This is a genomic window from Achromobacter sp. JCM 18799, from assembly GCF_055395645.1.
Genome location: NZ_AP043866.1, coordinates 898,260 through 922,363 on the forward strand (window position 1 = coordinate 898,260; position 24,104 = coordinate 922,363).

Annotated in this window: 23 protein-coding genes; 18 read left to right on the top strand and 5 right to left on the bottom strand. The window is 68.6% G+C overall.

The genetic code is table 11. From position 1 onward, the window contains the following. Nucleotides 1-82 precede the first annotated feature (82 nt). Nucleotides 83-535, bottom strand: a complete 453-nt coding sequence (locus ACZ5YA_RS04415) for a MarR family winged helix-turn-helix transcriptional regulator (RefSeq protein WP_464092079.1) — start codon at nt 533-535, stop codon at nt 83-85. An 80-nt stretch (nt 536-615) separates the two neighbouring features. Between ACZ5YA_RS04415 and ACZ5YA_RS04420 the strand changes: the two genes are divergently transcribed. Then, entirely contained in the window at nt 616-2,403 is a 1,788-nt protein-coding gene (locus ACZ5YA_RS04420) for a chloride channel protein (protein ID WP_306632727.1), read from the top strand. Here ACZ5YA_RS04420 and ACZ5YA_RS04425 read toward each other — a convergent pair. After that, nucleotides 2,389-3,282, bottom strand: coding sequence for a LysR family transcriptional regulator (locus tag ACZ5YA_RS04425; protein ID WP_118931968.1), 894 nt, complete (start codon nt 3,280-3,282; stop codon nt 2,389-2,391). The two genes, ACZ5YA_RS04420 and ACZ5YA_RS04425, sit on opposite strands and share 15 nt — an antisense overlap. A 130-nt stretch (nt 3,283-3,412) precedes the next feature. On the opposite strand from ACZ5YA_RS04425, the gene argC reads away from it, so the two are divergent. Beyond that, nucleotides 3,413-4,345, top strand: a complete 933-nt coding sequence (argC, locus tag ACZ5YA_RS04430) for an N-acetyl-gamma-glutamyl-phosphate reductase (protein ID WP_059379801.1) — start codon at nt 3,413-3,415, stop codon at nt 4,343-4,345. A 19-nt stretch (nt 4,346-4,364) separates the two neighbouring features. Here the strand turns inward: argC and ACZ5YA_RS04435 are convergent, their stop codons facing one another. Next, nucleotides 4,365-5,264: a LysR family transcriptional regulator gene (locus ACZ5YA_RS04435; RefSeq protein ID WP_464092080.1), complete on the bottom strand. Its 900-nt coding sequence runs from the start codon at nt 5,262-5,264 to the stop codon at nt 4,365-4,367. Between the two features lie 137 nt (nt 5,265-5,401). On the opposite strand from ACZ5YA_RS04435, the gene ACZ5YA_RS04440 reads away from it, so the two are divergent. From ACZ5YA_RS04440 to ACZ5YA_RS04455, 4 genes are read left to right on the top strand one after another with little or no spacing between them, the layout of a single operon-like run. Beyond that, a complete protein-coding gene (locus tag ACZ5YA_RS04440) occupies nt 5,402-6,967 on the top strand; it encodes an ATP-dependent acyl-CoA ligase (RefSeq protein ID WP_464092081.1) in 1,566 nt (521 codons plus the stop codon). Nucleotides 6,968-7,003: 36 nt separating this feature from the next. Next, the gene (locus tag ACZ5YA_RS04445; protein WP_464092082.1) at nt 7,004-8,317 is read left to right on the top strand and encodes an MFS transporter; all 1,314 of its coding nucleotides are present in this window, start codon (nt 7,004-7,006) and stop codon (nt 8,315-8,317) included. Then, nucleotides 8,314-9,462, top strand: coding sequence for a thiolase family protein (locus ACZ5YA_RS04450; protein WP_464092083.1), 1,149 nt, complete (start codon nt 8,314-8,316; stop codon nt 9,460-9,462). Before ACZ5YA_RS04445 ends, ACZ5YA_RS04450 begins: the two co-directional genes overlap by 4 nt. Continuing rightward, nucleotides 9,459-9,782, top strand: coding sequence for a zinc ribbon domain-containing protein (locus ACZ5YA_RS04455; protein WP_464092084.1), 324 nt, complete (start codon nt 9,459-9,461; stop codon nt 9,780-9,782). Before ACZ5YA_RS04450 ends, ACZ5YA_RS04455 begins: the two co-directional genes overlap by 4 nt. 12 nt (nt 9,783-9,794) lie before the next feature. Here ACZ5YA_RS04455 and ACZ5YA_RS04460 read toward each other — a convergent pair whose 3' ends face one another. After that, nucleotides 9,795-10,625 carry a TlpA family protein disulfide reductase gene (locus ACZ5YA_RS04460; protein ID WP_464092085.1) on the bottom strand — a complete coding sequence of 277 codons (831 nt, stop codon included), beginning with the start codon at nt 10,623-10,625 and terminating at the stop codon, nt 9,795-9,797. 27 nt (nt 10,626-10,652) lie between these two features. Beyond that, nucleotides 10,653-11,417, bottom strand: a complete 765-nt coding sequence (locus ACZ5YA_RS04465; protein ID WP_165867793.1) for an IclR family transcriptional regulator — start codon at nt 11,415-11,417, stop codon at nt 10,653-10,655. 219 nt (nt 11,418-11,636) lie between these two features. Between ACZ5YA_RS04465 and ACZ5YA_RS04470 the strand changes: the two genes are divergently transcribed. The 12 genes from ACZ5YA_RS04470 to ACZ5YA_RS04525 all read left to right on the top strand — a co-directional run bounded on the left by ACZ5YA_RS04470 (nt 11,637) and on the right by ACZ5YA_RS04525 (nt 24,065). Further along, a complete protein-coding gene (locus tag ACZ5YA_RS04470; RefSeq protein WP_464092086.1) occupies nt 11,637-13,181 on the top strand; it encodes an acetolactate synthase large subunit in 1,545 nt (514 codons plus the stop codon). A 29-nt stretch (nt 13,182-13,210) separates the two neighbouring features. Continuing rightward, on the top strand, nt 13,211-14,005 hold the full coding sequence (locus tag ACZ5YA_RS04475; protein ID WP_118931975.1) for an SDR family NAD(P)-dependent oxidoreductase: 795 nt from the start codon (nt 13,211-13,213) through the stop codon (nt 14,003-14,005). A gap of 30 nt (nt 14,006-14,035) precedes the next feature. Then, nucleotides 14,036-15,079 (top strand): WD40/YVTN/BNR-like repeat-containing protein, encoded by a 1,044-nt coding sequence (locus tag ACZ5YA_RS04480; protein WP_118931976.1) that lies wholly within the window; start codon nt 14,036-14,038, stop codon nt 15,077-15,079. A 19-nt stretch (nt 15,080-15,098) separates the two neighbouring features. Beyond that, nucleotides 15,099-15,584, top strand: coding sequence for a VOC family protein (locus ACZ5YA_RS04485; protein WP_054454578.1), 486 nt, complete (start codon nt 15,099-15,101; stop codon nt 15,582-15,584). 49 nt (nt 15,585-15,633) lie between these two features. Continuing rightward, complete coding sequence (locus tag ACZ5YA_RS04490) at nt 15,634-16,236, top strand: amino acid synthesis family protein (protein WP_280016515.1); 603 nt, start codon at nt 15,634-15,636, stop codon at nt 16,234-16,236. 12 nt (nt 16,237-16,248) lie between these two features. After that, nucleotides 16,249-17,091 (top strand): alpha/beta fold hydrolase, encoded by an 843-nt coding sequence (locus ACZ5YA_RS04495; protein WP_306632717.1) that lies wholly within the window; start codon nt 16,249-16,251, stop codon nt 17,089-17,091. A 57-nt stretch (nt 17,092-17,148) separates the two neighbouring features. Continuing rightward, nucleotides 17,149-18,843 carry a bifunctional 3-(3-hydroxy-phenyl)propionate/3-hydroxycinnamic acid hydroxylase gene (locus ACZ5YA_RS04500; protein WP_464092087.1) on the top strand — a complete coding sequence of 565 codons (1,695 nt, stop codon included), beginning with the start codon at nt 17,149-17,151 and terminating at the stop codon, nt 18,841-18,843. Then, a complete protein-coding gene (locus tag ACZ5YA_RS04505; RefSeq protein WP_464092088.1) occupies nt 18,840-20,435 on the top strand; it encodes a sulfatase-like hydrolase/transferase in 1,596 nt (531 codons plus the stop codon). The genes ACZ5YA_RS04500 and ACZ5YA_RS04505 overlap by 4 nt, the downstream gene beginning before the upstream one ends. 134 nt (nt 20,436-20,569) lie before the next feature. Next, complete coding sequence (locus tag ACZ5YA_RS04510; protein WP_223283322.1) at nt 20,570-21,532, top strand: Bug family tripartite tricarboxylate transporter substrate binding protein; 963 nt, start codon at nt 20,570-20,572, stop codon at nt 21,530-21,532. Between the two features lie 167 nt (nt 21,533-21,699). Next, nucleotides 21,700-22,491, top strand: coding sequence for an amino acid ABC transporter substrate-binding protein (locus tag ACZ5YA_RS04515; protein WP_464092089.1), 792 nt, complete (start codon nt 21,700-21,702; stop codon nt 22,489-22,491). Between the two features lie 145 nt (nt 22,492-22,636). Next, nucleotides 22,637-23,290 carry an amino acid ABC transporter permease gene (locus tag ACZ5YA_RS04520; protein ID WP_054454544.1) on the top strand — a complete coding sequence of 218 codons (654 nt, stop codon included), beginning with the start codon at nt 22,637-22,639 and terminating at the stop codon, nt 23,288-23,290. A gap of 22 nt (nt 23,291-23,312) precedes the next feature. Continuing rightward, complete coding sequence (locus ACZ5YA_RS04525; protein WP_464092827.1) at nt 23,313-24,065, top strand: amino acid ABC transporter ATP-binding protein; 753 nt, start codon at nt 23,313-23,315, stop codon at nt 24,063-24,065. Nucleotides 24,066-24,104: the final 39 nt, after the last annotated feature.

Genomic DNA, 24,104 nt, shown 5'->3' on the forward strand with positions numbered 1-24,104 from the left:
TCGCGCATCGATATGTCGCGGGGCGACAATTTATCACGCGAGGCAAGGCTGCGCTGCATAAGCTTATGCAGCAGGACGTGGATCAGGCGTTGCCGGAGTCGTCGCCGATGCGGGTCAGCAGGCGCGTCAGCAGCGGGCGCATGGCGCGCAATTCTTCCAGGTGCGAGGCCGAGAGGTCTTCGAGCATGCGCTCGGCCTTCGCAGTCAGCACGACCTCGACGCGGCGACCGTCTTCGGGGTCCGCCTCGCGGCTGACCAGGTCCAGGCGCGCCAGTCGGCCCACCAGTTCGGCGGCGGTGTGCGGGCGGATCAGGAGGCGTTCGGCGATTTCGCCGACATACAGGCCACGGCGGCCGGGGGCGTTCTTGCGGGTGCCCTTGATGGCGAGCAGGGCCTGGTGCTGCTGCGGCATCAGGTCCAGCTCGGCGGCGGCGTTTTCGCTGAAGGCGGCAAAGCGGCGCAGCGCATAGCGGAAGTCGGCCAGGAGCTCGTAGTCCGTGGCGGTCAGCTGGGGTGGGGGCGGGGGCGGTTTCACCTGGCCGATTCTAATATATGTCGTGATACGATATATATGACATTTCGCAAATCCCTGCGCAATTCTTCCCGTCTTCGAACATGCCTCCCACTTCTTCCTCCGCCCGGGCCGCGCTGCGCCTGGGCGACTTCACCACGGACAAGCGCGTGGTCCTGCTCATGGGGCTGGCCATCCCGGTCGGCCTGGCCAGCGTGGCCGCGGCCTGGGCCTTGCTGCGGCTGATCGCGCTGTGCACCAATCTGGCCTACCACCACCAGTTCTCCTTCAAGGACCAGCCCATCACGACCGGCCACCTGGGCCTGGCTTCCGTCGCCATTCCGGTCGTGGGCTGTCTCATCATCGGCCTGATGGCGCGCTACGGTTCGGAGAAGATCCGCGGCCACGGGATTCCGGAAGCGATGGAAGCCATCCTGATCGGCAAGAGCCGCATCCAGCCCAAGGTGGCGGTGTTGAAGCCGGTGTCGTCCGCCATCTCCATCGGCACGGGCGGCCCGTTCGGCGCCGAAGGCCCGATCATCATGACGGGCGGCGCCATCGGTTCGCTGTTGGCGCAGACCATCCACCTGGACGACGGCGAGCGCAAGACCCTGCTGGTGGCCGGCGCGGCCGCGGGCATGACGGCGATCTTCGCCACGCCCTTGGCGGCGGTGCTGCTGGCGGTCGAGCTGCTGCTGTTCGAATGGAAGCCGCGCAGCTTCCTGCCGGTGGCGATGGCGGCGCTGGTGGCCGCGGCCACGCGCGCATTCGTGCTCGATGGCGGCCCGATATTCGCGTATTCGGGGTCGCTGCCGTTCACGCCCGCGCACCTGTTGGCCTGCGCGGCCGTAGGCGTGCTGGCGGGGCTGGGATCGGGCGTGCTGACGTCCATGGTCTACGCCGCCGAGGACCTGTTCGAGAAACTGCCGCTGCACTGGATGTGGTGGCCGGCCTTCGGCGGCCTGGTGATCGGCCTGGGCGGGCTGATCGAGCCGGCGGCGCTGGGCGTGGGCTACGACAACATCCGCCATCTGCTGGCGGGCGATCTGGCGTTCCAGGCCGTGCTCCTGCTTCTGGCGGTCAAGGTCATCATCTGGTCCGTGGCGCTGGGTTCGGGAACCTCGGGCGGCGTGCTGGCGCCGTTGCTGATATTCGGCGGCGCGCTGGGCGCGTTGGCCGCGCCGCTGCTGCCGCAGGCCGATCCGGGCTTCTGGGCGCTGCTGGGCATGGCCGCGATGATGGGCGGCACCATGCGCGCGCCGCTGACCGCGACCCTGTTCGCGGTGGAGCTGACCGGCGACATGGGCGCGCTGCTGCCGGTGCTGGCGGCCTGCGTGTTCGCGTACGGGATGACGGTGCTGCTGCTCAAGCGCTCGATACTGACCGAGAAGATCGCGCGGCGCGGCCATCACATCAGCCGCGAGTACCGCGTGGATCCCTTCGACCTGCTGCGGGTCAGCCAGGTGATGACCACTCCGGTCCAGACGCTGCCGGCCGATTGGACGGTGGCGCAAGCCATCGCGCATTTCACGACGGCGCAGCCGGTGCACACCAGCTATCCGGTGCTGGATGCCGAAGGCGCGGTGGTGGGTGAAGTCACGCGCGCGGACACGCTGGCCTGGGCCATCGACGACGAGCAGACCGGGCGCACGCTGGGGGAAGCGCTGCAAGGCCGCGACCTGGTGTACGGCCATCCCGAGGAACTGGCCAGCCAGATCGCCGACCGCATGGCGCTGACCGGCGCCGGCCGCATACCGATTCTTGACCGGGCCAACGGCCGGCTGGTCGGCATCGTGGGGCGCAAGGACCTGTTCCGCTCGCGCGCGCGCCGGCTGCGCGAGGAAAGCCAGCGCACCGCGTACTTCCGCCGCACGCCCTCAGCGGGCGGGTGAGGCGCGCAGCTCCCACAACACGTCCAGCACATGCCGGGTGGCTTGTTCCACCTGCCCGGCGCGGTGCGCGATACCCAGCGGACGCCAAAGGGCCGGCCGCAGCGCGCGCATCTGGATGCGCGGATCCGGCTGCGGCGCGGTGGCCTCGTGCGGCAACAGGGTGGCGCCGTAGCCCGCGGCCACCAGGCTCTTGATGGCGTCGTTGTAATTCAGCTGGATGCGGGCGCGCGGGTTCAGCCCGGCGGCGGCGAACCATTCACCCGTCAGGCGCGACAGCCGCGTGCTGGCGTCGTTCAGGATGAGCGGCCGTTCGGCCAGCCAGGCCGGCGTCAGGCGCGCGGGCGCTTTCCAGTCCGCGGGCAGGAAAGCCATGACCGGGTCGCGCCGCCAGGGGCGCAGCACCAGGCCTTCCAGCGGCGGCTGGGGCAGGGCCACCAGGCCCACGTCCAGCGAGCCGTCGGCCAGGCGCAGCAGGGTTTCCTGCGAAGTCAGCACGGCCACCTGCACGTCGATGCCGGGATGGTTGCGCCCCAGCGTTTCCAAAGCCTGCGGCAGCAGATGGGCAATGGCGCCGGTGGAGGCGCCCAGCCGCACGCGGCCGGACAAGCCCTGCACCTGTCGCTGTACGTCGTCCAGCGCCTGGTCGGCATCGGCCAGCAGGCGGCGCGCGCGTTCCAGCAGGGTTTCGCCGATGGCGGTGGCGCGGACCTGGCCGCGCTTGCGCGTGAGCAGCGGCGCGCCGATGCGCGCCTCCAGGTCGGCCACGTGCAGGCTGACGGTGGGCGGGGCCAGATGCAGCGCGCGCGCCGCATCGGCGAACGAGCCCAGGTCGGCGATGGCAACCAGGGTGCGCAGGCGGTCCAGGCTGATTTCACGCATGGCGGTTTCGTTCAGGAAAGCTGAATTGGATAGTCATGATATTCGACTTTTGTAATCTGGCTTTCAGTCCGATGATGGAGTCCCGCGCCCGGAACCTTCCGGCGCCCCTTTGATCCAGGACGCAAGCGCCATGACCCAACCTCTAGTTTTCATCGACGGCGACCAGGGCACCACCGGCCTGCAGATCCACGAACGCCTGCACGGGCGCACGGATCTGCGGCTGCTGACGCTGCCCGAGGCGGAACGCAAGGATCCGCAACGCCGCGCGCAGGCGATCAACGGCTGCGACATCGCCATCCTCTGCCTGCCGGACGAACCGGCGCGGCAGGCCGCCGCGTCCATCGTCAATCCCGCGGTACGGGTGATAGACGCCAGTTCCGCCCACCGCACGACGCCGGGTTGGGTCTATGGCTTTCCGGAAATGAACGCGGAACAGTCCGGGCTGATCGCCCAGGCGCGGCGCGTCAGCAACCCCGGCTGCTATCCCACGGGCGCTGTCGCCTTGCTGGGTCCGCTGCTGCGGGCGGGGCTGGTGCCGGCCGACTACCCGGTAGTGGTGCACGCGGTGTCCGGCTATTCGGGCGGCGGGCGCGCGGCGGTGGACGCCTACGAAGCCGCGGACGGCGCGCCGGGACCGGCGTTCCAGCTCTACGGCCTGGGCCTGGCGCACAAGCACACGCCCGAGATCGAGCGGCATGCCGGCCTGACGCAGCGGCCGGTGTTCGTGCCAGCCTATGGCGCCTATCGCCAGGGCATCGTCCTGACCGTGCCGCTGCAGCTGCGCCTGCTGCCGGCGGGCGTGGACATGGAGCGCCTGCACGCCTGCCTGCAGCAGCATTACAAGGGCGCGCGCCACGTGCAGGTCGTGGCGCCGCAGGACGCGGCCGCCCATACGCACCTGGATCCGCAGGCGCTCAACGGCACCAACGACCTGCGCCTGGCCGTCTACGGCAATGCGCAGCACGGCCAGGTACTGCTGACGGCGGTGTTCGACAACCTGGGCAAGGGCGCCTCGGGCGCGGCGGTGCAGAACCTGGACCTGATGCTGGCCGCGATGCGATAAGCGCCGCGCCTGGGCGGGCTCAGGCCGGGTCCGCCAGCGTTTCCACCACCAGGCGGCGCAGCCAGACGGTGCCCGGGTCGCTTTCGAAGCGGGCGTGCCAATGCACGGTCACGGACAGGGGCGGCAGCGCGATCGGCAGCGGGCGTATCTGGAACGCGTCGTCGTGGTTGAACCAGATCGCGGCCCGCAGCGGCAAGGTCATGGTGAGATCGGTGCGCCGCACGATCTCGGCCGCCGCCGAGAAATGCGGCAAGGTCAGATACGGCCTGCACGGCAGGCCGGCCTCGCTCAGCACATCGTCCAGCAAGCGGTGGGCGCTGGCGCGCGAGGCCACCAGGATGTGGTCCAGGCGCTTGTACTGGCTGCGCGTCAGGCCCGTCGACAACACCGGATGGCCGCGCCTGCCCATGCAGGTGTAGCGTTCGCTGAACAATTCCGCATGGCAGGTTTCGCTGCCCAGCCCGGCCAGGTTGCCGATGGCGAGATCGACCTCGCCTTCTTTAAGAGCCTGCGGCAGCCGTTCCAGCGGGATCTCCAATACTTCCACCTGCAGGCGCGGCGCCAGGGCGTGCACGCGTTCCATCAGCGACGGCAGGAACACCATTTCACCGATATCGGACATGGACAGGCGAAAGCGGCGGGTGCTGCTGGCGGGCTCGAAGCGCTGCCGCAGGCTGACCGCCTCCGCAAAGCTGTTCATGCCGCGCTCGATGGGGTCGGCCAGGGCAAACGCGACCGGCGTGGGCTGCATGCCGGACGCCGTGCGCGCGAACAGGGGATCGTCGAACTTTTCGCGCAGGCGCGCCAGCGCGTAGCTCACGGCGGGCTGCGTCAGGTTCAGGCGCTGCGCCGCGCGCGTGACGCTGCGCTCCTGCAGCACGGTCAGGAAAACCCGCATGAGGTTGAGATCAAAATCCACGCATGCCTCTCATATCAGCTTGATTTATAAGATAAATAATATCCATAAATTTGACATATAAATAGTTGATTCCTAGACTAATTTCATAAGGCTGGGGCAACGCTTGCCGAGGGCCGCAACAAAGGGGAAGCACCGCCATGCATGCGTTGACACTGCCGTCGTTGTTGCTGGAGCAGGGCGCCCGATGGGGCGAGCGCACATGGGTGCAGGCGCCGGGCGGCGCGCTGCGTTACGGCGATGCTCCCGGGCATGCGGCGGCCTGGGCCGCGCGTCTGGCCCAAGCCGGGATCGCCCGGGGCGACCGGGTCGGGCTGATGGCCGGCAACCGGCATGAGTTCCTGTCCATCGTGCTGGGCTGCGGCTGGCTGGGGGCGGTGGTGGTGCCTATCAACACCGCGTCGCGCGGCATGCAGTTGCAGCACATCCTGGCCAACAGCGGTTGCCGTTTGCTGGTGGCCGACGCCGCGTCCTGTCCGGCGCTGGCCGCACTGAACATGCAGCCCCTGGCCTTGAACCGCATTTGGCTGCTGGACGGCAATGCCGACGCGCTGCCGGTGCACGCGTGTCCGCCTCCTCCCGCGCCGGACACGCCGCTCCCGCCGGCGGCCGACCTTGGGCCGGGAGATACGCTGGCCATCCTGTACACCTCGGGCACGTCAGGCCTGTCCAAGGGCGTGTGCTGTCCTCATGCGCAGTTCTATTGGTGGGGCAGGATCGCCGCGCGCAACCTGGAAATCGTCGAGAGCGACGTGCTCTACACGAGCCTGCCGCTCTTTCACACCAATGCGCTGAACGCCTGCTTCCAGGCCCTGGTCACGGGCGCGACCATCGTCTGCGACGAGCGTTTCTCGGCCAGCCGCTATTTCGACCGGCTCGAGGCCACGGGCGCCACGGTGACCTATCTGCTGGGCGCCATGGTGCCCATGCTTTTGGCGCAGCCGCCTGCCACAGCCGAACGGCGCCAGCGCGCGCGGATCGCGCTGGCGCCTGGGGTGCCCGAACGCTTCCATGCGGCGTTCGCCGAACGTACCGGCATTGCGCTGCTGGAAGGCTACGGCTCCACCGAAACCAATTTCGCGCTGGGCGGCACGCTGGCCGAGCAACGCCCCGGCACGATGGGACGGGCCGCGCCTGAGTTCGACGCGATGGCGGCCGACGAGCACGACGCGGCGGTGCCCGACGGCACGCCGGGCGAATTGCTGCTGCGCGCACATGTGCCATACGCCATCGCCACGGGCTATTTCGGCATGGATGACAAGACGGTGGAAGCCTGGCGCAACCTCTGGTTCCACACGGGCGACCGGGTGGTTCGCGATGCGGACGGCTATTTCCGCTTCCTGGACCGCACGAAGGATGCCATCCGCCGGCGCGGCGAGAACATTTCCTCGTACGAGGTGGAGCAGGTGCTGCTGGCGCATCCGGCGGTGGCTGCCGCGGCGGTCTATGCGGTGCGTTCCGATCTGGCGGAAGACGAGGTCATGGCGGCGCTGGTCTACAAGACCGGGCAGGCCATCGCGCCCGAGGCGCTGCTGGACTTCTGCCAGCCTCGCATGCCGTATTTCGCCGTGCCGCGCTATCTGCGCGTGCTGGAGGATTTGCCGCGCACCGAGAACGGCAAGATCCGCAAGTTCCGCTTGCGGGATGAGGGCATTACCGGCGACGCCTGGGACCGCGACGCCGTCGGTTATCGCGTGGCGCGCTGAGCGTCATCAATCCATTCAAACAGACTAGGGGCGGCAATGACGATGGCATACAAGGGGGCGGCCGCGGCCGCTGGCGACGATGCGCGCAGAAAGCGCACGCGGCGCGTGGTGATGGCGTCCGTCGCGGGCAACGCGATGGAATGGTATGACTTCTTCATCTACGGCACGGCGGCGGCGCTGGTGTTTGGCGAACTGTTCTTTCCCAAGGGCACCGACCCGCTGCTGGGCACCATGGGGGCGTTTGCCGGCTTTGCGGTCGGCTTCCTGGCGCGGCCGCTGGGCGGAGTGATCTTCGGCCATATCGGCGACCGCTACGGCCGCAAGCTGGCGCTGGAATGGACTCTGGGCCTGATGGGCGCCGCGACCTTCCTGATCGGGCTGTTGCCCACCTATGACCAGGTCGGCTTCTGGGCGCCGGTGGCCATGGTGGTGCTGCGCATCCTGCAAGGCGCGGCCGCGGGCGGGGAATGGGGCGGCGGCGTGCTGCTGATCAGCGAGGCGGTCGGAGGCAAGCGCCGCGGCTACTTCTCTTCCTTCAGCCAACTGGGCGTGGCGGGCGGCTTCGTGCTGTCCTCGGGCGTCTTCATGCTGGCGCAGCAGTTGCCGCAGGAAGCCTTCATGAGCTGGGGCTGGCGCCTGCCGTTCCTGCTTAGCGTGCTGATCTTCGGCGTGGGTTTGTACATCCGCAAGCACATCCCGGAAAGCGATGAGTTCGTGCAAGCCGCCAAGGCCGCCAAGCGCGGCATGCCGGCAGTCGAAGTGTTCCGCCGTTACCCGCGCCAGGTGTTTACCGCGATGGGCCTGCGCGTGGCCGAGAACGGCGGGTCGTACATCTTCCTGGCGTTCGCGCTGGCCTATGGCAAGTTCCTGGGCATTCCCAACGACGTCATGCTGGGCGGCGTGCTGGTGTCGATGTTCATCGAGCTGGGCACGCTGGTCTGGTTCGGCCACCTGTCCGACCGCATCGGGCGGCGCACGGTGTACCTGATCGGTTCGGCCGGGCTGGTGCTGGTGGCCTTCCCGTTCTTCTGGCTGGTGCAGACGAAGGAGCCGGTATGGATATTCCTGGCCTTTTTCCTGGGCAACACGGTCTGCCACGCCGCGATGATCGGCACCCAGCCGGCGTATTTCGCCGAACTGTTTCCCGCGGAGGTCCGCTACACCGGACTGGCGCTGGGGCATGAACTGGCTTCTGTTTTCGCCGGCGGTCTGTCGCCGCTGATCGCCATGGCGCTGCTGCGCAAGTATGAATCGGCGACCCCGGTGGCGTGGTTCCTGGTGGGCATGGCCGCGGTCACGGTGTTGACCTTATTGCTGACGCGCGAACCGCCGCGGCAGGAATCGGCATGAGCGCGGCGCGCGGCCCGGGCATCGTTGGCGTGGGCGAAACGCCTTCGTTGCGCCATCCCGGCCCGGGGACCAGCACGGCCGGCCTGATGGCCGAGGCGATCGCGCAGGCGCTGCGCGGCGCAGGGTTGGAGCCCGGCGATGTGGACGGACTGGGCGTGGCTTCATTCACGTTGCGCCCCGACCGCGCGATCGATCTGGCGTGGCGTCTGGGACTGCGGCTGAACTGGTGCATGCAGGACGAGATGGGCGGCGCCAGCGCCATCAATCTGTTGCGCCAGGCCTGGCTGGCGTTGCAAGCAGGGCAGGCCGAGACCATCGTGCTGGTCGCGGGAGACCATTTCACGGGCGCCGATTTCGCGGGGCTGGTGCGGGGCTACAACCGCAGCGCGCAGGACTATCTCAGCCCGCTGGGTTGCGAGGGGCCGAATCCCTTGTTCGCCATGCTCACGCAGCGGCAGATGGCGCATACCGGCCTTGCCCGGGAAGACTATGGCGCGCTGTGTGTCGCGCAGCGGCAATGGGCGGCCGGCAATTCCAACGCGGCGTATCGCGAGCCCATGAGCCTGGCGCAGTACCTGGCCGCGCCCATGGTCGCGCCGCCGCTGGGACGCCTGGATTGCGTGCCGGTGGTCAGCGGCGCTTGCGCGTTGGTGCTGAGCGCGCGTCCGGCGGGAATCAGCGTGCGGCTGCTGGCCAGCGATGCCCGCTATAACGGCGACCAGCAGGAAGGGGACGGGCTGCAGACCGGCATCGCGGCGTTTGCGCCGGCGCTCTGGCAGCGCGCGGGCCTGGGGCCGCAAGACATGGATGTGCTCAGCGTGTATGACGACTATCCCGCCATGGCGCTGGCGCAGCTGTGCGATCTGGGCGTCGCCAGCGTGGATGACTTGCCTGGCTTCATCGCGCGCCGCCTGGCCTCGCGTGACTTGCCCGTCAACACCGCGGGCGGCCAACTGTCCGCCGGGCAGGCGGGCACCGCTGGCGGCATGCATGGCCTGGTCGAAGTGGCGCGCCAATTGCTGGGGCAGGCAGGGGAACGGCAGGTGCGCGGCGCGCGCCACGGCGTGGCTACCGGCTACGGCATGGTGCAGCTGCGCTATGGCATGTGCGCCAACGCCGCTGTGCTGGCGCGGGAGGAAGCATGAGCGTCAACGTCAGCCTATGCAGCAGCTGCGGCCATCTGGTCTATCCCGTGCGGCTGTGGTGCCCGGCTTGCGGCCATGGACAGGCGCGCGCGGCGGCGGTGGAGCAGGCGGAGTTGCTGGCCTGGACCGAGTTGCCGTCGCGGGACGGTGCGCCCGCCGCAGTCATTGCCACGGTCCGGGCGCTGCCCGAGGGACCGGTCCTGGTCGTCCGGTTGGAAGAACCGCCCACCCATGCAGGCCAGCTCCTGTCGCTATTCGAACGCGATACGGACGGGCGGCCCTTGCCTTGGGCCCGCCTTGCGGCCGGGCCGCGGTCCTGAAGCGCTCTCGGGTCAATCGCCGCTGGCCGGCGCCTGGATCGCCTCCAGGCGCTGGGCCAGCGAGGCCGCCGACAGCTCGCCCACGCGCAGGTCGACCAACCGTCCCCGGGCATCCAGGAACAGCGTGGCGGGCAGGCCGCGGTTGCTCATCTGGCGCGAGGCCGCGCCTGCGGGGTCGAGCAGCACGTTGCGCAGCGTCGGCGCGTGTTGCGCCAGGAACGCCGTGACGTCCGGCGGCGCTTCGGCCTGGTTCAGGAAGACAAAATTCACATTGGGATGCGCCGCTTGCGCCGCGGCGAAGGCGGGCATTTCGCGGCGGCAGGGCGGGCACCAGCTCGCCCACAGATTGATGACGGTGGGCTTGCCCTGGTAGGTCGCCAGCGCCGCGGGTGCGCCGTCCAACTGGCGCAAGGCCAGCGCGGCCAGTTCGGGCTGAGCCTGCGGCGTGGGCGCCAGCCAGCGGCCGCCGCCTATCCAGATCGCGCTGGCCAACGCCAGCGCGCCCAGCAGCGGGGGCCGCGGCGCCCGGCGGCGCAAGGCCGCGTACAGCGCGTAGAGCCACGCCGCGGCAAGCCCGGCCATCCCGGCCCAGCCGCCATCGCGCAGGTCCAGGATCCGGAGCGGATTCTCGATGAAGTGCGCCTGGTACTGCCAGACGAAGCCCAGCCGGGCGACCACCAGGCCGATGATCAACGCCCGCCAGAGCACCGCGCCCGTATCGGGCCGGGGCTGTAGCTTGCGGGTGAATATCCTGGCGGCCAGCAGCCCGACGGCGGCGGCAACGATGAGGACCAGCAGGTCCGAGGGAAAGACGAGGGGACCGATACGGATGGCGGGTGTCATGCGTGAACCTGGAACTGGGGGCGTGGATCAGGCCGCTTGCGGCAGCTTGGTCGGCGCCTGCGCGATGCGCCGGGTGATCTCGGTGGCGGCGCGGCAGATCAGGCCGGCCAGGTAGTCCTCGCGGAAGGCCGCGAAGGCATCCTGCATGCCGATGAGCGTGATGCTGCCCAGCACATGGTTCTCTTCATCGAAGATCGGCGCGGCGATCCCGGTCTTGCCGGAATCCAGTTCGCCTGACGAGATGCAATAGCCGGCCTTGCGCACTTGCAGCATGGCTCGGGAGAAAGACTTCCAGTCCTGGCCCAGCCGCTGCATGTCGGACGCATCGGCGTGCTCGTCGTAGACGCGGCGTAGCTGGCGCGGCCCCAGATTGGCCAGGATCACGCGGGCGGTCGCGCTGCGCAGCAGCGGCATGTGCCGGCCACGGCCGAAGTTGAGGGCCTGGGTATTGCGGCCCGCCTGCTGGTGCACGTTGATCACCTTGTCGTCGTAGCGCGCGCTGAGCAGCACGTCCAGCCCGGTCTGGCCGGACAGTTCCTCGATCAGGTCGCGGCTGACCGTCAGCATGGGGTCGTACTCCCGCATCTGCAGGTCCAGGGCAATGATGCGCGGGCCCAGCGCGTAGCCGGCGGGCAGACGCACCAGCAAGCCGCAGGCGCACAGCTCGCGCACGTAGCGGTAGGCGGTGGCGGGCGCGTAGCCCTGCAACTGGCAGATGGCGTCTACGTCCAGGACCGGCCGGTCGGGCTGAAAGAGGTCCAGGACATCGAGCATGCGGCGAAGACTGTTCATGTGTGTGAGGCGTGGGAAGGCAGACGTGCTGCGAGGGTGCACCAAGGGGCGCGTATTGGCAAATCGCCCCACCGCGCGCGGCGCGCACGCGTGTGTATAGGACTTTCCTGCAGATCTATCAAATAGATAATTCTAATAAATTATCAGACATCAATCCGCCAAAAGAAATTGCACATTTATCAAATTACGATAAAGTAGCAAAAAAAGGAGGCGGTAATCATGACCGGAGCTAGTGCCTTGCTGGAGGCTCTGCGCAAGCAGGGCGTGGAAGTCTGTTTCGCCAATCCCGGCACCACCGAGCTGGACCTGGTGCGTGCGATGGAGGAGGTGCGCGGCATGCGCTGCGTCGTCGGCCTGCAGGAGAACGTCTGCACTGGCGCGGCCGACGGCTACGGCCGGCTGAGCAGCAAGCCGGCCGCGACCCTGTTGCATCTGGGGCCGGGCTTCGCCAATGGCATCGCCAATCTGCACAACGCGCGCCGCGCCCGCACTCCCATCGTCAACATCATCGGCGACCACGCCAGTTGGCACCTGGAATGCGACGCGCCCCTGACCTCGGACATCGAATCGCTGGCGCGTCCCGTGTCCGGCTGGGTGCAACGGATCGCGTCCGCGCAGGACGCGGCGGGCGCCGCGCGCGCCGCCGTGCAGGCCAGCCTGGCTGATGGCGGGCAGGGCGCGACGCTGATCTTTCCCGCTGACTTCCAGGCTGAAAGCGTCGCGGCGGATTCCCCGGAGGCGGCTGTCCAGCCCGCTGCCGGACCTGAGACCTTCGACGCCGCCGCCGCATGGCAGCGCCTGAGCCGCGCGCAAAAGCCGCTGTTCCTGCTGGGTGGGGGCGGCCCGGCCAGCGGCCTGGGACGCCGCGCGCAGATTGCGGCCGCGCGCCTGTGCGCCGCCCTGGGTGGCAAGGCATACGCCGAGACCTTTCCCGCCAGATCGGAGCGCGGCCGGGGCTTGCCGGACTTCGACCGCCTGCCGTATTTCCCGGAACCCGCTCGCGCCGCGCTCGACGCCGCCGACCTGGTGGTGCTGGTGGGGGCGCTGCCGCCCGTGACGTACTTCGGCTATGCCGGCCATCCCAGCCGTCTGGTGCCGGCGGAACGCCTGCTGGAGCTGGCGGCGCCTGGCCAGGACGCCGCCTCGCGCCTGGAGGCGCTGGCCGAATTGGCGGGCGCGCCGGCTTTCGAACCCGCCGCCGCACCGTTGCGCGAACCGGCGCCGGGCGCCCTGACGCCGCAATCCATCGCGGCCGTGGTGGCCCGGGCCTTGCCCAACGACGCCATCGTCTCGGTCGAGGGCGGCACCTGCGGTTATCCGCTGTATGCCGCGTCCGCCGGCGCCGCGCCGCACACCGTGCTGACCAATACCGGCGGCGCCATCGGCCAGGGCTTGCCGGTCGCCATGGGCGCCGCCATCGCCTGTCCGGAACGCCGCGTGGTGGCCGTGCTGTCCGACGGCAGCACCCAATACACGATCCAGGCGCTGTGGTCGCTGGCGCATGAAAACCTGCCGGTCACGGTGCTGATCGCCGCCAACCACGAGTACGCCATCCTGCGCAACGAGCTGCGCCGCGGCAACGCCGTGCTGGGCGAGCGCGCCGCCGAACTGACTGCGCTGGACCGCCCGCGCATCGACTGGGTGGGGTTGGCGTCCAGCTATGGGGTGCAGGCCAGCCGCGCCGCGACGTCGGAAGAACTGGCCGCGCAGCTGGAATCCGCGCTGCGCCAGCCAGGACCGGTCCTGATCGAGATGGCGCTGTAGGCGCCGCTATATATAAGGAGCATCAAAACATGGACTTGCAACTCAAGGGGAAGGTCGCGGTGGTCACGGGCGGCAGCCTGGGCATCGGGCGGGCGGTGACCGAAGCGCTGGCGGCCGAAGGCGTGCGCGTGGCCATCGTGGCGCGCCGCCAGGCGCAGCTGGACGAGGTGGCGGCCGATATCACCCGCGCCACGGGCGTGGAAGTGCTGGGCGTGGCGGCCGACGTGTCGGACACGGCCCAGGTCAACGCCATGATGCAGCGCGTGGCCGAACACTTCGGCCGCATCGACATCCTGGTCAACGGCGCGGCCCATCCCGGCGGGCTGGTGCGCAGCGAGATCGACGAGGCGGATCCCGAGGGCCTGCTGGAAGACATCAACATCAAGGTGGTGGGCTACATGCGCTGCGCCAAGGCGGCCGCGCCGCACATGCGCCAGGGCGGCTTTGGCCGCATCGTCAACATCGGCGGGCTGACCGGGCGTGGCAGCAAGCAGCTCTCGGGCATGCGCAACGTGGCGATCTGCCACCTGACCAAGACCTTGTCGGACCAGCTGGGTCCGCATGGCATCACGGTCAACGTGATCCATCCGGGCGTGGTCGAGACGCCCCACATCCATGAACTGTATGAAAAGGAAGCCGCCAAGCAGGGGCTGACGGCCGCCCAGGTCGAGGCCAACTATGCCAAGGCCACGCCGATACGCCGGGTGCTGCAGCCGGCCGAGATCGCCGACGCGGTGCTGTTCCTGGCGTCGCCGCGGGCGGGCGCCATCACCGGCGAATCGCTGGGGGTGGACGGCGGCATCACGCGCGGCATCTTTCTTTGAACCGCTGAACCTCATTCGGGGAGTCTGGATATGCAAGGCACGATACTGGTCGGCACGGCCGGCCAAGGAATACTGCGCAGCGTGGACGACGGCGCCACCTGGCACCGCCTGGGGCTGAAGGAAGCCATCGAGTTCGACGGCACGGTGCGCAGCCTGGCCGTGGACCCGGCCGATCCGCGCCGAGTGTTCGCTGGCGCCGACGCCGGCATGTGCGTCAGCACCGACGGCGGCGCGCATTTCACCCGGGTGGACAGCCCCATGAACGGCATGACTGTCTGGGCCATGGCGATCGACCCGACAGACCCGCGACGCATGTATGCGGGCACCGGCGCGCCTTCGCGCGCAGCGATGTTCCGTTCGGAGGATGGCGGCGCCAGCTGGCAACGCCTGTCGCCTGAACTGCCGGAATTCTGCCGCGGCGTGAACCGCCCGCGCATCCTGTCGGTCTGCGTGGATCCGGACGACGGCCGCGAGGTCTGGTTCGGGGTCGAGGAAGGCGGGCTGTGGCGCAGCCGCGATGGCGGCGACACCTGGTCGCGCGAGGACGAGGAGGGCAACGCCGATGCCATCGCCAACCCCGACATCCATTGCGTAGCTGTCCTGCCGGCCACCGCCGCCGCGCCCAAGACCGCCATGGCGCTGACCGTGAACTCCGTCTACCTCAGCGAGGACGACGGCCGGCGCTGGGACGGCGTGGCATCCAAGTCGCGCTTTGACGGCATGTACTACACCCGCACGGTGCAGGCGTTGCCGAACGATCCCGACACGCTGTTGCTGGCCATCGGCGACGGCACGCCCGGCACGCGCAGCAGGATCTACCGTTCGTCCGACCGCGGCCGCAACTGGCAGCCGGCGCTGCTGCACACGCCGCCCAATTCCACCTTCTGGGCCTTCGGCGTGCACGCCGCCGACCCGCGGCTGGCTTTCGCCGGCACCAAGTACGGCCATCTGTTCCGTTCCACCGACGGCGGCCGCAGCTGGTTCAAGGAATGGCGCGACTTCAGCGAAATCACCGCCGTGGCCTGGACGCCGTATGCCGCGCCCGTGACCGCGCATCCCCAGTCCATCAACTGACAACCCGCCCGAGACCGCCATGTCCACCAACACCACGCTAGCGCCGGCAGACCGCCGGCCGCGCATCGCGCGCACCCACCTGGCCCTGTTCGTACGCGACCCGTTCGCGTCGGCGCCCTGGTACGAATCCGTGCTCGGCATGCAGGAGACCGCGCGGGGCGAGCAATGGGTGTTCCTGTCCTTCGGGCGCAAGCACCACGACATCGCCCTGATCCGCGCGGCCGAGGGCGAGCCCGCCCGCGGCCCCGTCAACATGCAGCACTACGGCCTGGAGATCGAGGGCGACGTGGACGAACTGCGCCGCCTCTACGGCATGTTGCTGGCCAAGGGCGTGGACGTGGTGAAGATCACCGACCACAAGGTCGGCTACGGCCTGTACTTCACCGACCCGGACGGCCACCGCTTCGAGTTCTTCTGCGAAACCGTGCACGGCGACGAAGAGGGCAAGCAGGTTCTGCACGACCACAACGCACCCAGCGTCCCCATGACGCTGGACCCGCTTTGACCGCCCGCGCGGCGCATCCCTTACTGATTCCACATTTCCTGGAGCATCCATGAGCAACAGCAATTTCGGTCCCTACCGCATCCGCAAGTGGTATTTGCAGATCGACGACACCCTGGCTACCGAAACCGGCGAACCCGCCGACGGCGAGCCGCTGCGCAAGATCGTCATCGCGGCCGCGCTGCACAACCCCTACGCGGGGCGCTTCGAGCGCGACCTGTCGGGCTACGTCGAACCCTCGGGCATGCTGGGCGAGGAATTCGGCCGGCGCATCATCGCCGCGGCTGGCGGCCAACCGCTGGAAAGCTACGGCAAGGCCTGCGTGGTGGGCACCGAGGGCGAGTACGAGCACGGCAACGCGCTCCTGACCACCATCTTCGCCGAGCCCGTGCGAGCAGCGCTTGGCGGCGGCAAGGCCTGGGTGCCTTCCACCGGCAAGCGCGGCGGCCCCGGCACCGTCATCGACATTCCGCTGGCGCACAAGGACGCGCTCTATGTCCGTTCCCACTACGACAGCGTGACGGCACTGTTCGGCGACGCGCCCAACCGCGACGAAGTGCTGATCGCCTTCGCCTTCGCCACCCGCGGCCGCCTGCATGCGCGCCTGGGCGGCATCCCGGCCAGCGAAATCCAGGGCAAAGACGGACTCTGCTGAAAGGAAGCGCACATGCAACGCCGCGACACCGACATCGCCGTCAACGGCATGACCCTGCACCTGACCGAGTGGGGCCCCCAGGCAGGGCGTCCGCTCTTCATGCTGCACGGCATCCGGGGCTACGCCGAGACCTTCGCCGGCATCGCGCAGGCCTTGCAGCCGGACTTCCGTGTCCTGGCCTATGACCAGCGCGGCCGCGGCGCCAGCAGCTGGGATCCGGGGCGCAACTACTACACCGACGCCTACGTCGACGACCTGGCGAGCGTGGCCGACGCGCTGGGCCTGGACCGCTTCGATCTGCTGGGACATTCGATGGGCGGCATCGCCGCCATCGTCTTTGCCGCCCGCCATCCGCAGCGCGTGCGGCGCCTGATCGTCGAGGATGCGGGACCCGCCGCCTTCGAAGGCAGCGCGGGCGCGGCGCGCATCCAGCGCGAACTGCGCGAAACGCCCGAATCCTTTCCCGACATCACCGCGGCGCGCGAGTACCTGCGCGCGCTGCGGCCCAGCGTGACCGAAGCCGCCCGCGAGGAACGGCTGCGCCACATGCTGAAGGAGGACGGGGCGGGCGGCTGGACCTGGCGCCACGACCATGCGGGCATCGCCGCGACCCGGCTTGATCCCGATCCGGCGCGCGTGGTGGACCTGTGGCCGCAGGTCCAGGCGCTGAGCTGTCCGACCCTGGTCGTGCGCGGCGGGCGCTCGGACTACCTGCAGGCCCAGACCGCCCGCGACATGGCGGCGCGCAACCCGAACGTGGAATGGGTCGAGATCGAAGGCGCCGGCCATTACATCCACGACGACCGGCCGGCCGCCTTCGAGCAGGCCGTCGGCGGGTTCCTGCGGCGCGCCTGAGGCGAGCCCAAGGCGCAACCCGCCAGGCACAAGACAAGAATCCAAGGGAGAGCCGAGATGGCGCATATCGTAGAAGTGCCGGTGCTGGTGGTGGGCGCCGGGCCGGTCGGCGTGACGCTGGCCAATCTGCTGGGCAGCTATGGCGTGGAAACGCTGGTGCTGGAACGCAACCAGGACGTGTTGGACTATCCGCGCGCGGTGGGCCTGGATGACGAGGCCATGCGCACGTTCCAGAGCGCGGGCCTGGCCGATGAGATGCTGCGCGACATGATCCAGAACGTGCCCATGCGCATGTACACGCGGACCAAGCGTTGCTTCGCCGAGATCCTGCCGGCCACGCGTGAGTTCGGCTGGTATCGCCGCAACCTGTTTTCGCAGCCGCTGGGCGAGCGCACCCTGCGCGCCGGGCTGCGGCGCTTTCCCCATGTGGCGCTGGAACTCGGCACCGAGCTGCTGTCGCTGACGCAGGACGAGCGCGGCGTCTCTGTGCGGGTGCGCGATGCCAAGGGCGCCGAGCGCGAGATCCGCACCCAATACCTGCTGGCCGCCGACGGCGGGCGCAGCACGGTGCGCGAGCGCATCCTGCAATTGCCCTTCGACGGCAACACGCATCCGCGCAAATGGGTAGTCATCGAATGCGACCAGGACCCCCTCGACGCGCCCTACACGGCGCTGCATTGCGAGCCGCGCCGCCCCTATGTCTGCCTGCGCCTGCCTTACGGCCTGCGGCGTTGGGAGTTCATGCTGTTTCCCGGAGAGGACGGCGAGCAGATGCTGCAGCCCGAAAAGGTGCAGGAACTGCTGCGCCACCACGTCGCCGATCCGACCAGGCTCAACGTCATTCGCGCACGGGTCTATACGCACAATTCGCGGGTGGCGCGCAGCTTCGTCTCGGGCCGGGTCTGCCTGGCGGGCGACGCCGCGCACCTGACTCCGCCCTGGATCGGCCAGGGCCTGAACGCCGGCCTGCGCGACGCCTTCAACCTGGCCTGGAAGGTGGCCTGGATCGTGCAGGGCCGCCTGGACCCGGCCGCCTTGCAGAGCTACCACGACGAACGCCACAGCCATGCCCGCGCCATGATTTCGCTGGCCGACATGTTCGGCGCCGTGCTGTCGCAGACCAATCCCGTGCTGGCGGCGCTGCGCGACACGTTCTTCCTGTCGATCCGGAACATTCCGAAAATCCGCGACTATGTGCTGCAGATGAAGTTCAAGCCCATGCCGCGCTACAGCAGCGGTGTGGTAGGCGACAGCGCCGACAGGACGCAGCGCGAGTGCATCGGCCGCATGTTCATCCAGCCGCTGGTGGAAGGCGAGGACGGCGCCACGCTGCGCCTGGATGAAGCGCTGGGCGCGGGCTTCGCCCTGATAGGCTGGCGCCGCGATCCGCGCGCCGGGCTGCCGCCGGCCCTGCGCACGCAGCTCGACAAGCTGGGCTGCCGCTACGTGGCGGCGCAGCGCGCGCGTAGCGGCTGCGATCCCGACGAGCTGCAGGCCGGGGCCTTGTCCGTGCTGCAGGACACGGAAAACGCGCTGCATTTCTGGTTCCAGCGCACCCGCGCCGACTGGGTGCTGGTGCGTCCGGACCGTTACGTCGCGGCGCTGGGCCGGCGCGAGGACGCGGCCGATGCCCTGGGCCGCTACGCCGCCCGCTTCGTGCCGGGCGCCGCCCAGGCCACAAGCCAGCCCGCGGCGCAGGCAAGCAGCCCGGCACATGCGCCCGGGGCCATGCTGAACGGAGCGCAGCCATGAACGCGCCTGTCCAATCCGGGAACGGCCCGGTCCGCAACGTGCTGTTCATCATGTGCGACCAGCTGCGCGCGGACCACCTGTCCTGTTATGGCGGAGCCGGCGCCCTGCGCACGCCCCACATCGACCGGCTGGCGCGCATGGGAGTGCAGTACGACCGGGCCTACGTGACGTCCGCGGTCTGCGGCCCGTCGCGCGCGTCCTACTACACCGGCCGCTATCCGCTGTCGCACCGCGTCACCTGGAACCGCGTGCCGCATCCGGTGGACGAATGGTGCCTGGGTGAATACCTGGCCCAGGCCGGCCTGCCGCTGCACCTGCTGGGCAAGACGCATTTCGTGCCCGATCGCGCCGGATTGCGGGGCAAAGGCTATTCGGCCGAGGACGAACAGCGTTTCCTGCAAGGCGGCTTCGTGCCCATCGAGCGCTACGACGGCCATTTCGAATTGGCCAAGGACAGCCCTTACCGCCGCTACCTGCGCGAACGCGGCTACGACAGCGAACGGCCCTGGGAAGACTACGTGGTGGGCAGCCAGGCCGCCGACGGCAGCATCGCCAGCGGCTGGCTGATGCGCAACGCGCCGCTGCCTGCCCGCGTGGACGCGGCGGACTCCGAGACGGCCTATCTCACGGACCGCGCGCTGGATTTCATGCAGGGGCGGGGCGACCAGCCCTGGGCGCTGCATCTTTCCTACATCAAGCCGCACTGGCCGTACAAGGCGCCGGCGCCTTACCACGCCATGTACGGCGCGCAAGACTGTGCGCCGCCGGTACGCTCGCAGGCGGAACGCGAACGTCCGCATCCGGTGCATGGCGCCTACCAGCGGCTGGAAGAGTCGGAGTCCTTCGCCCGCGACGAGGTCTGGCGCAGCATACGGCCGGTCTACATGGGGCTGGTCAAGCAGATCGACGACCAGGTCGGCCGGCTGCTGGACTACCTGGAGAGCAGCGGCAGGCTGAAGGACACGCTGATCCTCTTCACCTCCGACCACGGCGACCACCTGGGCGACCACTGGCTGGGCGAAAAGGAGTACTTCTACGAGAGCGCGATGCGCGTGCCTTGCCTGGTCCATGACCCGGCGCCCGCCGCCGACGCGACCCGCGGCACGCGCAGCGAAGCCTTCGTCGAATGCATAGACATCGTCCCCACGGTGCTGGAGGCGCTGGCGCTGCCGGGGCAAGAGCACCGCATCGAGGGCCGCTCGCTGCTGCCGGGCATCCGCGGCGTGTCGGAGTCCGCTCCGCCCGCGCGCGAGTACGTGGTGGGCAGCCTGGACTACGCCTACCGCGAGGCGCGCCTGTTCCTGGGACGTGGTGAGCGCGAGTGCACCGGTCTCATGGTCCGCGACGAGCGCTACAAATACTTGCATTGGCAGGGCTATCCCGCGCAACTGTTCGACCTGCGCGACGACCCCGGCGAACTGCATGACCTGGGCGCCGATCCGGGCATGGCGCCGGTGGCGGCACGGATGCGTTCCGCACTGCTGGACTGGCACGAAGGCCTCAAGCGCCGCGCCACCGAAACCGACGAGGAAGTACGCGAGCGCACGCATGCGCACGAACGGATGATGGGCATTCTGATCGGCCGCTGGTGAAGCGGACCGGTCCTGATCTGGATTTCCAGCCGCCCGGGTTCGTCCTGGCTCGGAGCGGCAACTCAGTCGCCGGACGCTTCCGGGAAACGACATATACAAGGGGAAGTACCATGGGATCGCCGTACCGTTGTTGTTTGCAACCCGTCTTGTGGGCCGCGCTGGCGCTATTGCCAGCTACCCAGGCCGCGGCCCAGTCCTGGCCGTCGGACACCGTGAAGATCGTGGTGCCGTATCCGCCCGGCACCGAACCCGACGTGCTGGCGCGCGACCTGGGCAACCGCCTCTTCAAGGAGAGCGGCAAGACCGTGGTGGTGGAGAACCGCCCCGGCGCCAACGCCATCATCGGCAGCGACTACGTCGCCAAGGCGGCGGGCGACGGCAATACCCTGCTGATGGTGGACCGGCTGGCGCTGGAGACCAATCCCTTTCTATATGCCAAGGTGCCGTACCGTTGGCAGGAAGATTTCAAGCCCGTCACCGACCTGGGCCAGGTCCAGCTGTACGTGGCGGTCAGCAATGCCTTTCCGGCCAAGACCTACAAGGAATTCATCGACTACGCCCGGGCCAATCCGCAGCGCATCAACGTCGGCACCGGCGGCCAGGGCCATGTGAACCATCTGGGCATGGCCATGCTGGCCAGCGCCGAGGGCGTGCAGTTCACCTATGTGCCGTTCAAGGGCGTGGCGCCGGCCATGACAGCGACCATGGCGGGCGACGTGGACAGCGTCATGGCGGGCGGCCTGGCGGTGTCGGAACAGTACAAGGCCGGCAAGATCCGCGTGCTGGTCGCCGGCGCCTCGCAGCGGGCCGCCATGATGCCCGACGTGCCGACGCTGCAGGAGGCGGGCGGCAAGGCCGGCAGCATTCCGTCCACGGTCTTTACCCTGTTCGCCCCGGGCAAGACGCCGGATGCGCTGGTGGCGCGGATCAACCAGGCGGTGACGGCGGTCACGGCGGATCCAGCGTTTCGCCAGACCTACGAAGCGCGCGGCCTGCTGGTGCGCGGCTCCACGCCCCAGGCCACGCTGGCTGCCATGAAGGAAGAGGCCGGCCGCTATGAAACCCTGATCAAGTCGGCCGGGATCAAGCCGGATTGAAGAGCAGGGCGTCCGGGCGCCGCGCGGGCGGCGTCCGGGGCGGGTTGGGGGGCAATGTCGCCCCAGGGGACGGATTGCGCTCCCGCAAGAGGATAAAATACCGGCTCGCGGCTTTTTGACTGGCCATTCCGGCATTCTTCATTCTTGCGCCCGGCGCATCCATAACGATGAAAAAACTGACAGCTGTACTCCTCGCTTCCGCCACCGCGCTGCTCACGGCTTGCGGCCCCAGCGACAATGCGCCCGCCGCCGGCGCGCAGGCGCCTGCCGCCGCCAAGAAGGTCGTGGTCGGCCTGGATGACAACTTCCCGCCCATGGGTTTCCGCGATTCGAACAACCAGATCGTCGGTTTCGACATCGACATGGCCAAGGAAGCCAGCAAGCGCCTGGGCCTGGAAGTGGAGTTCAAGCCCATCGACTGGAGCGCCAAGGAAGCCGAACTCAACGGCAAGCGCGTCGACGTGCTGTGGAACGGCCTGACCATCACCGAAGAGCGCAAGAAGAACATCAGCTTCACCGCGCCCTATATGGCCAACCACCAGATCATCATCGTCGGCAACGCCTCGCCCGTGAAGGCCAAGGCTGACCTGGCCGGCAAGGTCGTGGGCGCCCAGGACGGCAGCAGCGCCACCGACGCCATCGCCAAGGACCCGGTCGCGGCTCAGATCAAGGAAGTGAAGAAGTTCGGCGACAACGTCACCGCGCTGATGGGCCTGGCCGCCGGCCGCCTGGACGCCATCGTGGTGGACGAAGTGGTGGGCCGCTACCTGATCAGCAAGCGCGCCGGCGAATACCGCGTGCTGGACGAGAACTTCGGCACCGAAGACTACGGCGTCGGCGTGCGCAAGGACGACACCGAGCTGCTGGGCAAGCTGGACAAGACCCTGGATTCGATGAAGCAGGACGGCACCGCCGGCCGCATCGCCACCCAGTGGTTCGGCGCCAACATCATCAAGTAAGGGGCGGGCGGCGTCCGCGGCCATTCGGCGCGGGCGTCCCGGCCTGTATTTCGCAGCCCGCCGCGGCGCCAAGGCGCCAGGCGGGCTTACTCATGAATCGATCCAGCCCCGGCGTCCACCGACGCTGACGGCGCGAACCCACTGCATGGACTACGTTCTCTCCCTATTGGGGCCATTGGCGCAAGGCGCGAAAGTCACCCTGACGCTGTTTTTCATCACGCTGGCGCTGGCCGTCCCGCTGGGCCTGGTGCTGGCGCTGGTGCGGATCTCCAAATGGCGCCTGGCCAGCAGCCTGGTCAACGGCTATATCTGGCTCATGCGCGGCACGCCGCTGATGCTGCAGATGCTGTTCATCTACTTCGCGCTGCCGTTCGTGCCGGTGATCGGGATCCGCCTGCCGGACTTTCCGGCCGCCGTGGTGGCCTTCGCGCTGAACTACGCGGCCTATTTCGCCGAGATCTTCCGCGCCGGCATCCAGTCGGTGGACCGCGGCCAGTACGAGGGCAGCAAGGTCCTGGGCATGACCTATCTGCAGACCCTGCGCCGCATCGTGCTGCCGCAGATGGTGCAGCGGGTGCTGCCGCCCATGAGCAACGAGACCATCACCCTGGTCAAGGACACCTCGCTCATCTACGTGCTGGCGCTCAACGACATCCTGCGCACGGCGCGCGGCATCGTGCAGCGCGATTTCACGACCACGCCGTTCCTGGTCGCCGCCGCCTTCTATCTCATCATGACGCTGATCCTGACGTGGTTCTTCCAGCACATGGAAAAGCGCTATGCCAAATATGACCAGTAATTCTCCGTCCGCGCGTCCCGTCATGATCGAGGCCCGCGAAATCATCAAGTCGTTCGGCCCCAACCGCGTGCTGGACCGGGTATCGCTCAGCCTGGGCCAGGGTGAAGTGGTCGCGGTGATCGGCCCGTCCGGCTCCGGCAAGAGCACCTTCCTGCGCTGCCTGAACCACCTGGAAACCATCGACGAGGGCAGCATCGAGGTCGAAGGCGAGGCCATGGCCCGCGCCGTGCCGGGCGGACGCAGCCAGTACGCCAGCGACGCTGACGTGCGCCGCATCTGCCGCAAGATGGGCATGGTGTTCCAGTCGTTCAACCTGTTCCCGCACATGACCGTGCTGCAGAACATCATCGAGGCGCCCATCACCGTCAAGGGCATGACCCGCGCCCAGATCGTGCCCAAGGCGGAAGAGCTGCTGCGCAAGGTGGGCCTGCTGGCCAAGCGCGACAACTACCCGACGCGCCTGTCCGGCGGCCAGAAGCAGCGTGTGGCGATCGCCCGCGCGCTGGCCATGGAACCGGACATCATGTTGTTCGACGAACCCACCTCGGCGCTGGACCCGGAGCTGACCGGCGAAGTGCTGCGCACCATGAAGCAGCTGGCCGACGAGCGCATGACCATGCTGGTCGTCACCCATGAAATGGGCTTTGCGCGCGAAGTCGCGCACCGGGTCATCTTCATGGACGAAGGCCGCATCATCGAGGAAGCGCCCTCGGCGGACTTTTTCCGCGCTCCGCAAGAGGCGCGCAGCCGCGAGTTCCTGGCGCACATGCTCTGAGGCGCTTGCGCTGCACGAAAAAGCCCGCCTAGGCGGGCT

Excerpts from the sequence above, each read along its gene's own strand:
- ACZ5YA_RS04480 (WP_118931976.1), top strand. The coding sequence starts at position 14,036 with ATGCAAGGCACGATACTGGTCGGCACGGCCGGCCAAGGAATACTGCGC.
- ACZ5YA_RS04495 (WP_306632717.1), top strand. The coding sequence starts at position 16,249 with ATGCAACGCCGCGACACCGACATCGCCGTCAACGGCATGACCCTGCAC.
- ACZ5YA_RS04450 (WP_464092083.1), top strand. The coding sequence starts at position 8,314 with ATGAGCGCGGCGCGCGGCCCGGGCATCGTTGGCGTGGGCGAAACGCCT.
- ACZ5YA_RS04440 (WP_464092081.1), top strand. The coding sequence starts at position 5,402 with ATGCATGCGTTGACACTGCCGTCGTTGTTGCTGGAGCAGGGCGCCCGA.
- ACZ5YA_RS04460 (WP_464092085.1), bottom strand. The coding sequence starts at position 10,625 with ATGACACCCGCCATCCGTATCGGTCCCCTCGTCTTTCCCTCGGACCTG.
- ACZ5YA_RS04515 (WP_464092089.1), top strand. The coding sequence starts at position 21,700 with ATGAAAAAACTGACAGCTGTACTCCTCGCTTCCGCCACCGCGCTGCTC.
- ACZ5YA_RS04470 (WP_464092086.1), top strand. The coding sequence starts at position 11,637 with ATGACCGGAGCTAGTGCCTTGCTGGAGGCTCTGCGCAAGCAGGGCGTG.
- ACZ5YA_RS04425 (WP_118931968.1), bottom strand. The coding sequence starts at position 3,282 with ATGCGTGAAATCAGCCTGGACCGCCTGCGCACCCTGGTTGCCATCGCC.
- ACZ5YA_RS04475 (WP_118931975.1), top strand. The coding sequence starts at position 13,211 with ATGGACTTGCAACTCAAGGGGAAGGTCGCGGTGGTCACGGGCGGCAGC.
- ACZ5YA_RS04420 (WP_306632727.1), top strand. The coding sequence starts at position 616 with ATGCCTCCCACTTCTTCCTCCGCCCGGGCCGCGCTGCGCCTGGGCGAC.
- ACZ5YA_RS04520 (WP_054454544.1), top strand. The coding sequence starts at position 22,637 with ATGGACTACGTTCTCTCCCTATTGGGGCCATTGGCGCAAGGCGCGAAA.
- ACZ5YA_RS04525 (WP_464092827.1), top strand. The coding sequence starts at position 23,313 with ATGATCGAGGCCCGCGAAATCATCAAGTCGTTCGGCCCCAACCGCGTG.
- ACZ5YA_RS04490 (WP_280016515.1), top strand. The coding sequence starts at position 15,634 with ATGAGCAACAGCAATTTCGGTCCCTACCGCATCCGCAAGTGGTATTTG.
- ACZ5YA_RS04485 (WP_054454578.1), top strand. The coding sequence starts at position 15,099 with ATGTCCACCAACACCACGCTAGCGCCGGCAGACCGCCGGCCGCGCATC.
- ACZ5YA_RS04505 (WP_464092088.1), top strand. The coding sequence starts at position 18,840 with ATGAACGCGCCTGTCCAATCCGGGAACGGCCCGGTCCGCAACGTGCTG.
- ACZ5YA_RS04445 (WP_464092082.1), top strand. The coding sequence starts at position 7,004 with ATGACGATGGCATACAAGGGGGCGGCCGCGGCCGCTGGCGACGATGCG.
- ACZ5YA_RS04500 (WP_464092087.1), top strand. The coding sequence starts at position 17,149 with ATGGCGCATATCGTAGAAGTGCCGGTGCTGGTGGTGGGCGCCGGGCCG.
- ACZ5YA_RS04465 (WP_165867793.1), bottom strand. The coding sequence starts at position 11,417 with ATGAACAGTCTTCGCCGCATGCTCGATGTCCTGGACCTCTTTCAGCCC.
- argC (WP_059379801.1), top strand. The coding sequence starts at position 3,413 with ATGACCCAACCTCTAGTTTTCATCGACGGCGACCAGGGCACCACCGGC.
- ACZ5YA_RS04455 (WP_464092084.1), top strand. The coding sequence starts at position 9,459 with ATGAGCGTCAACGTCAGCCTATGCAGCAGCTGCGGCCATCTGGTCTAT.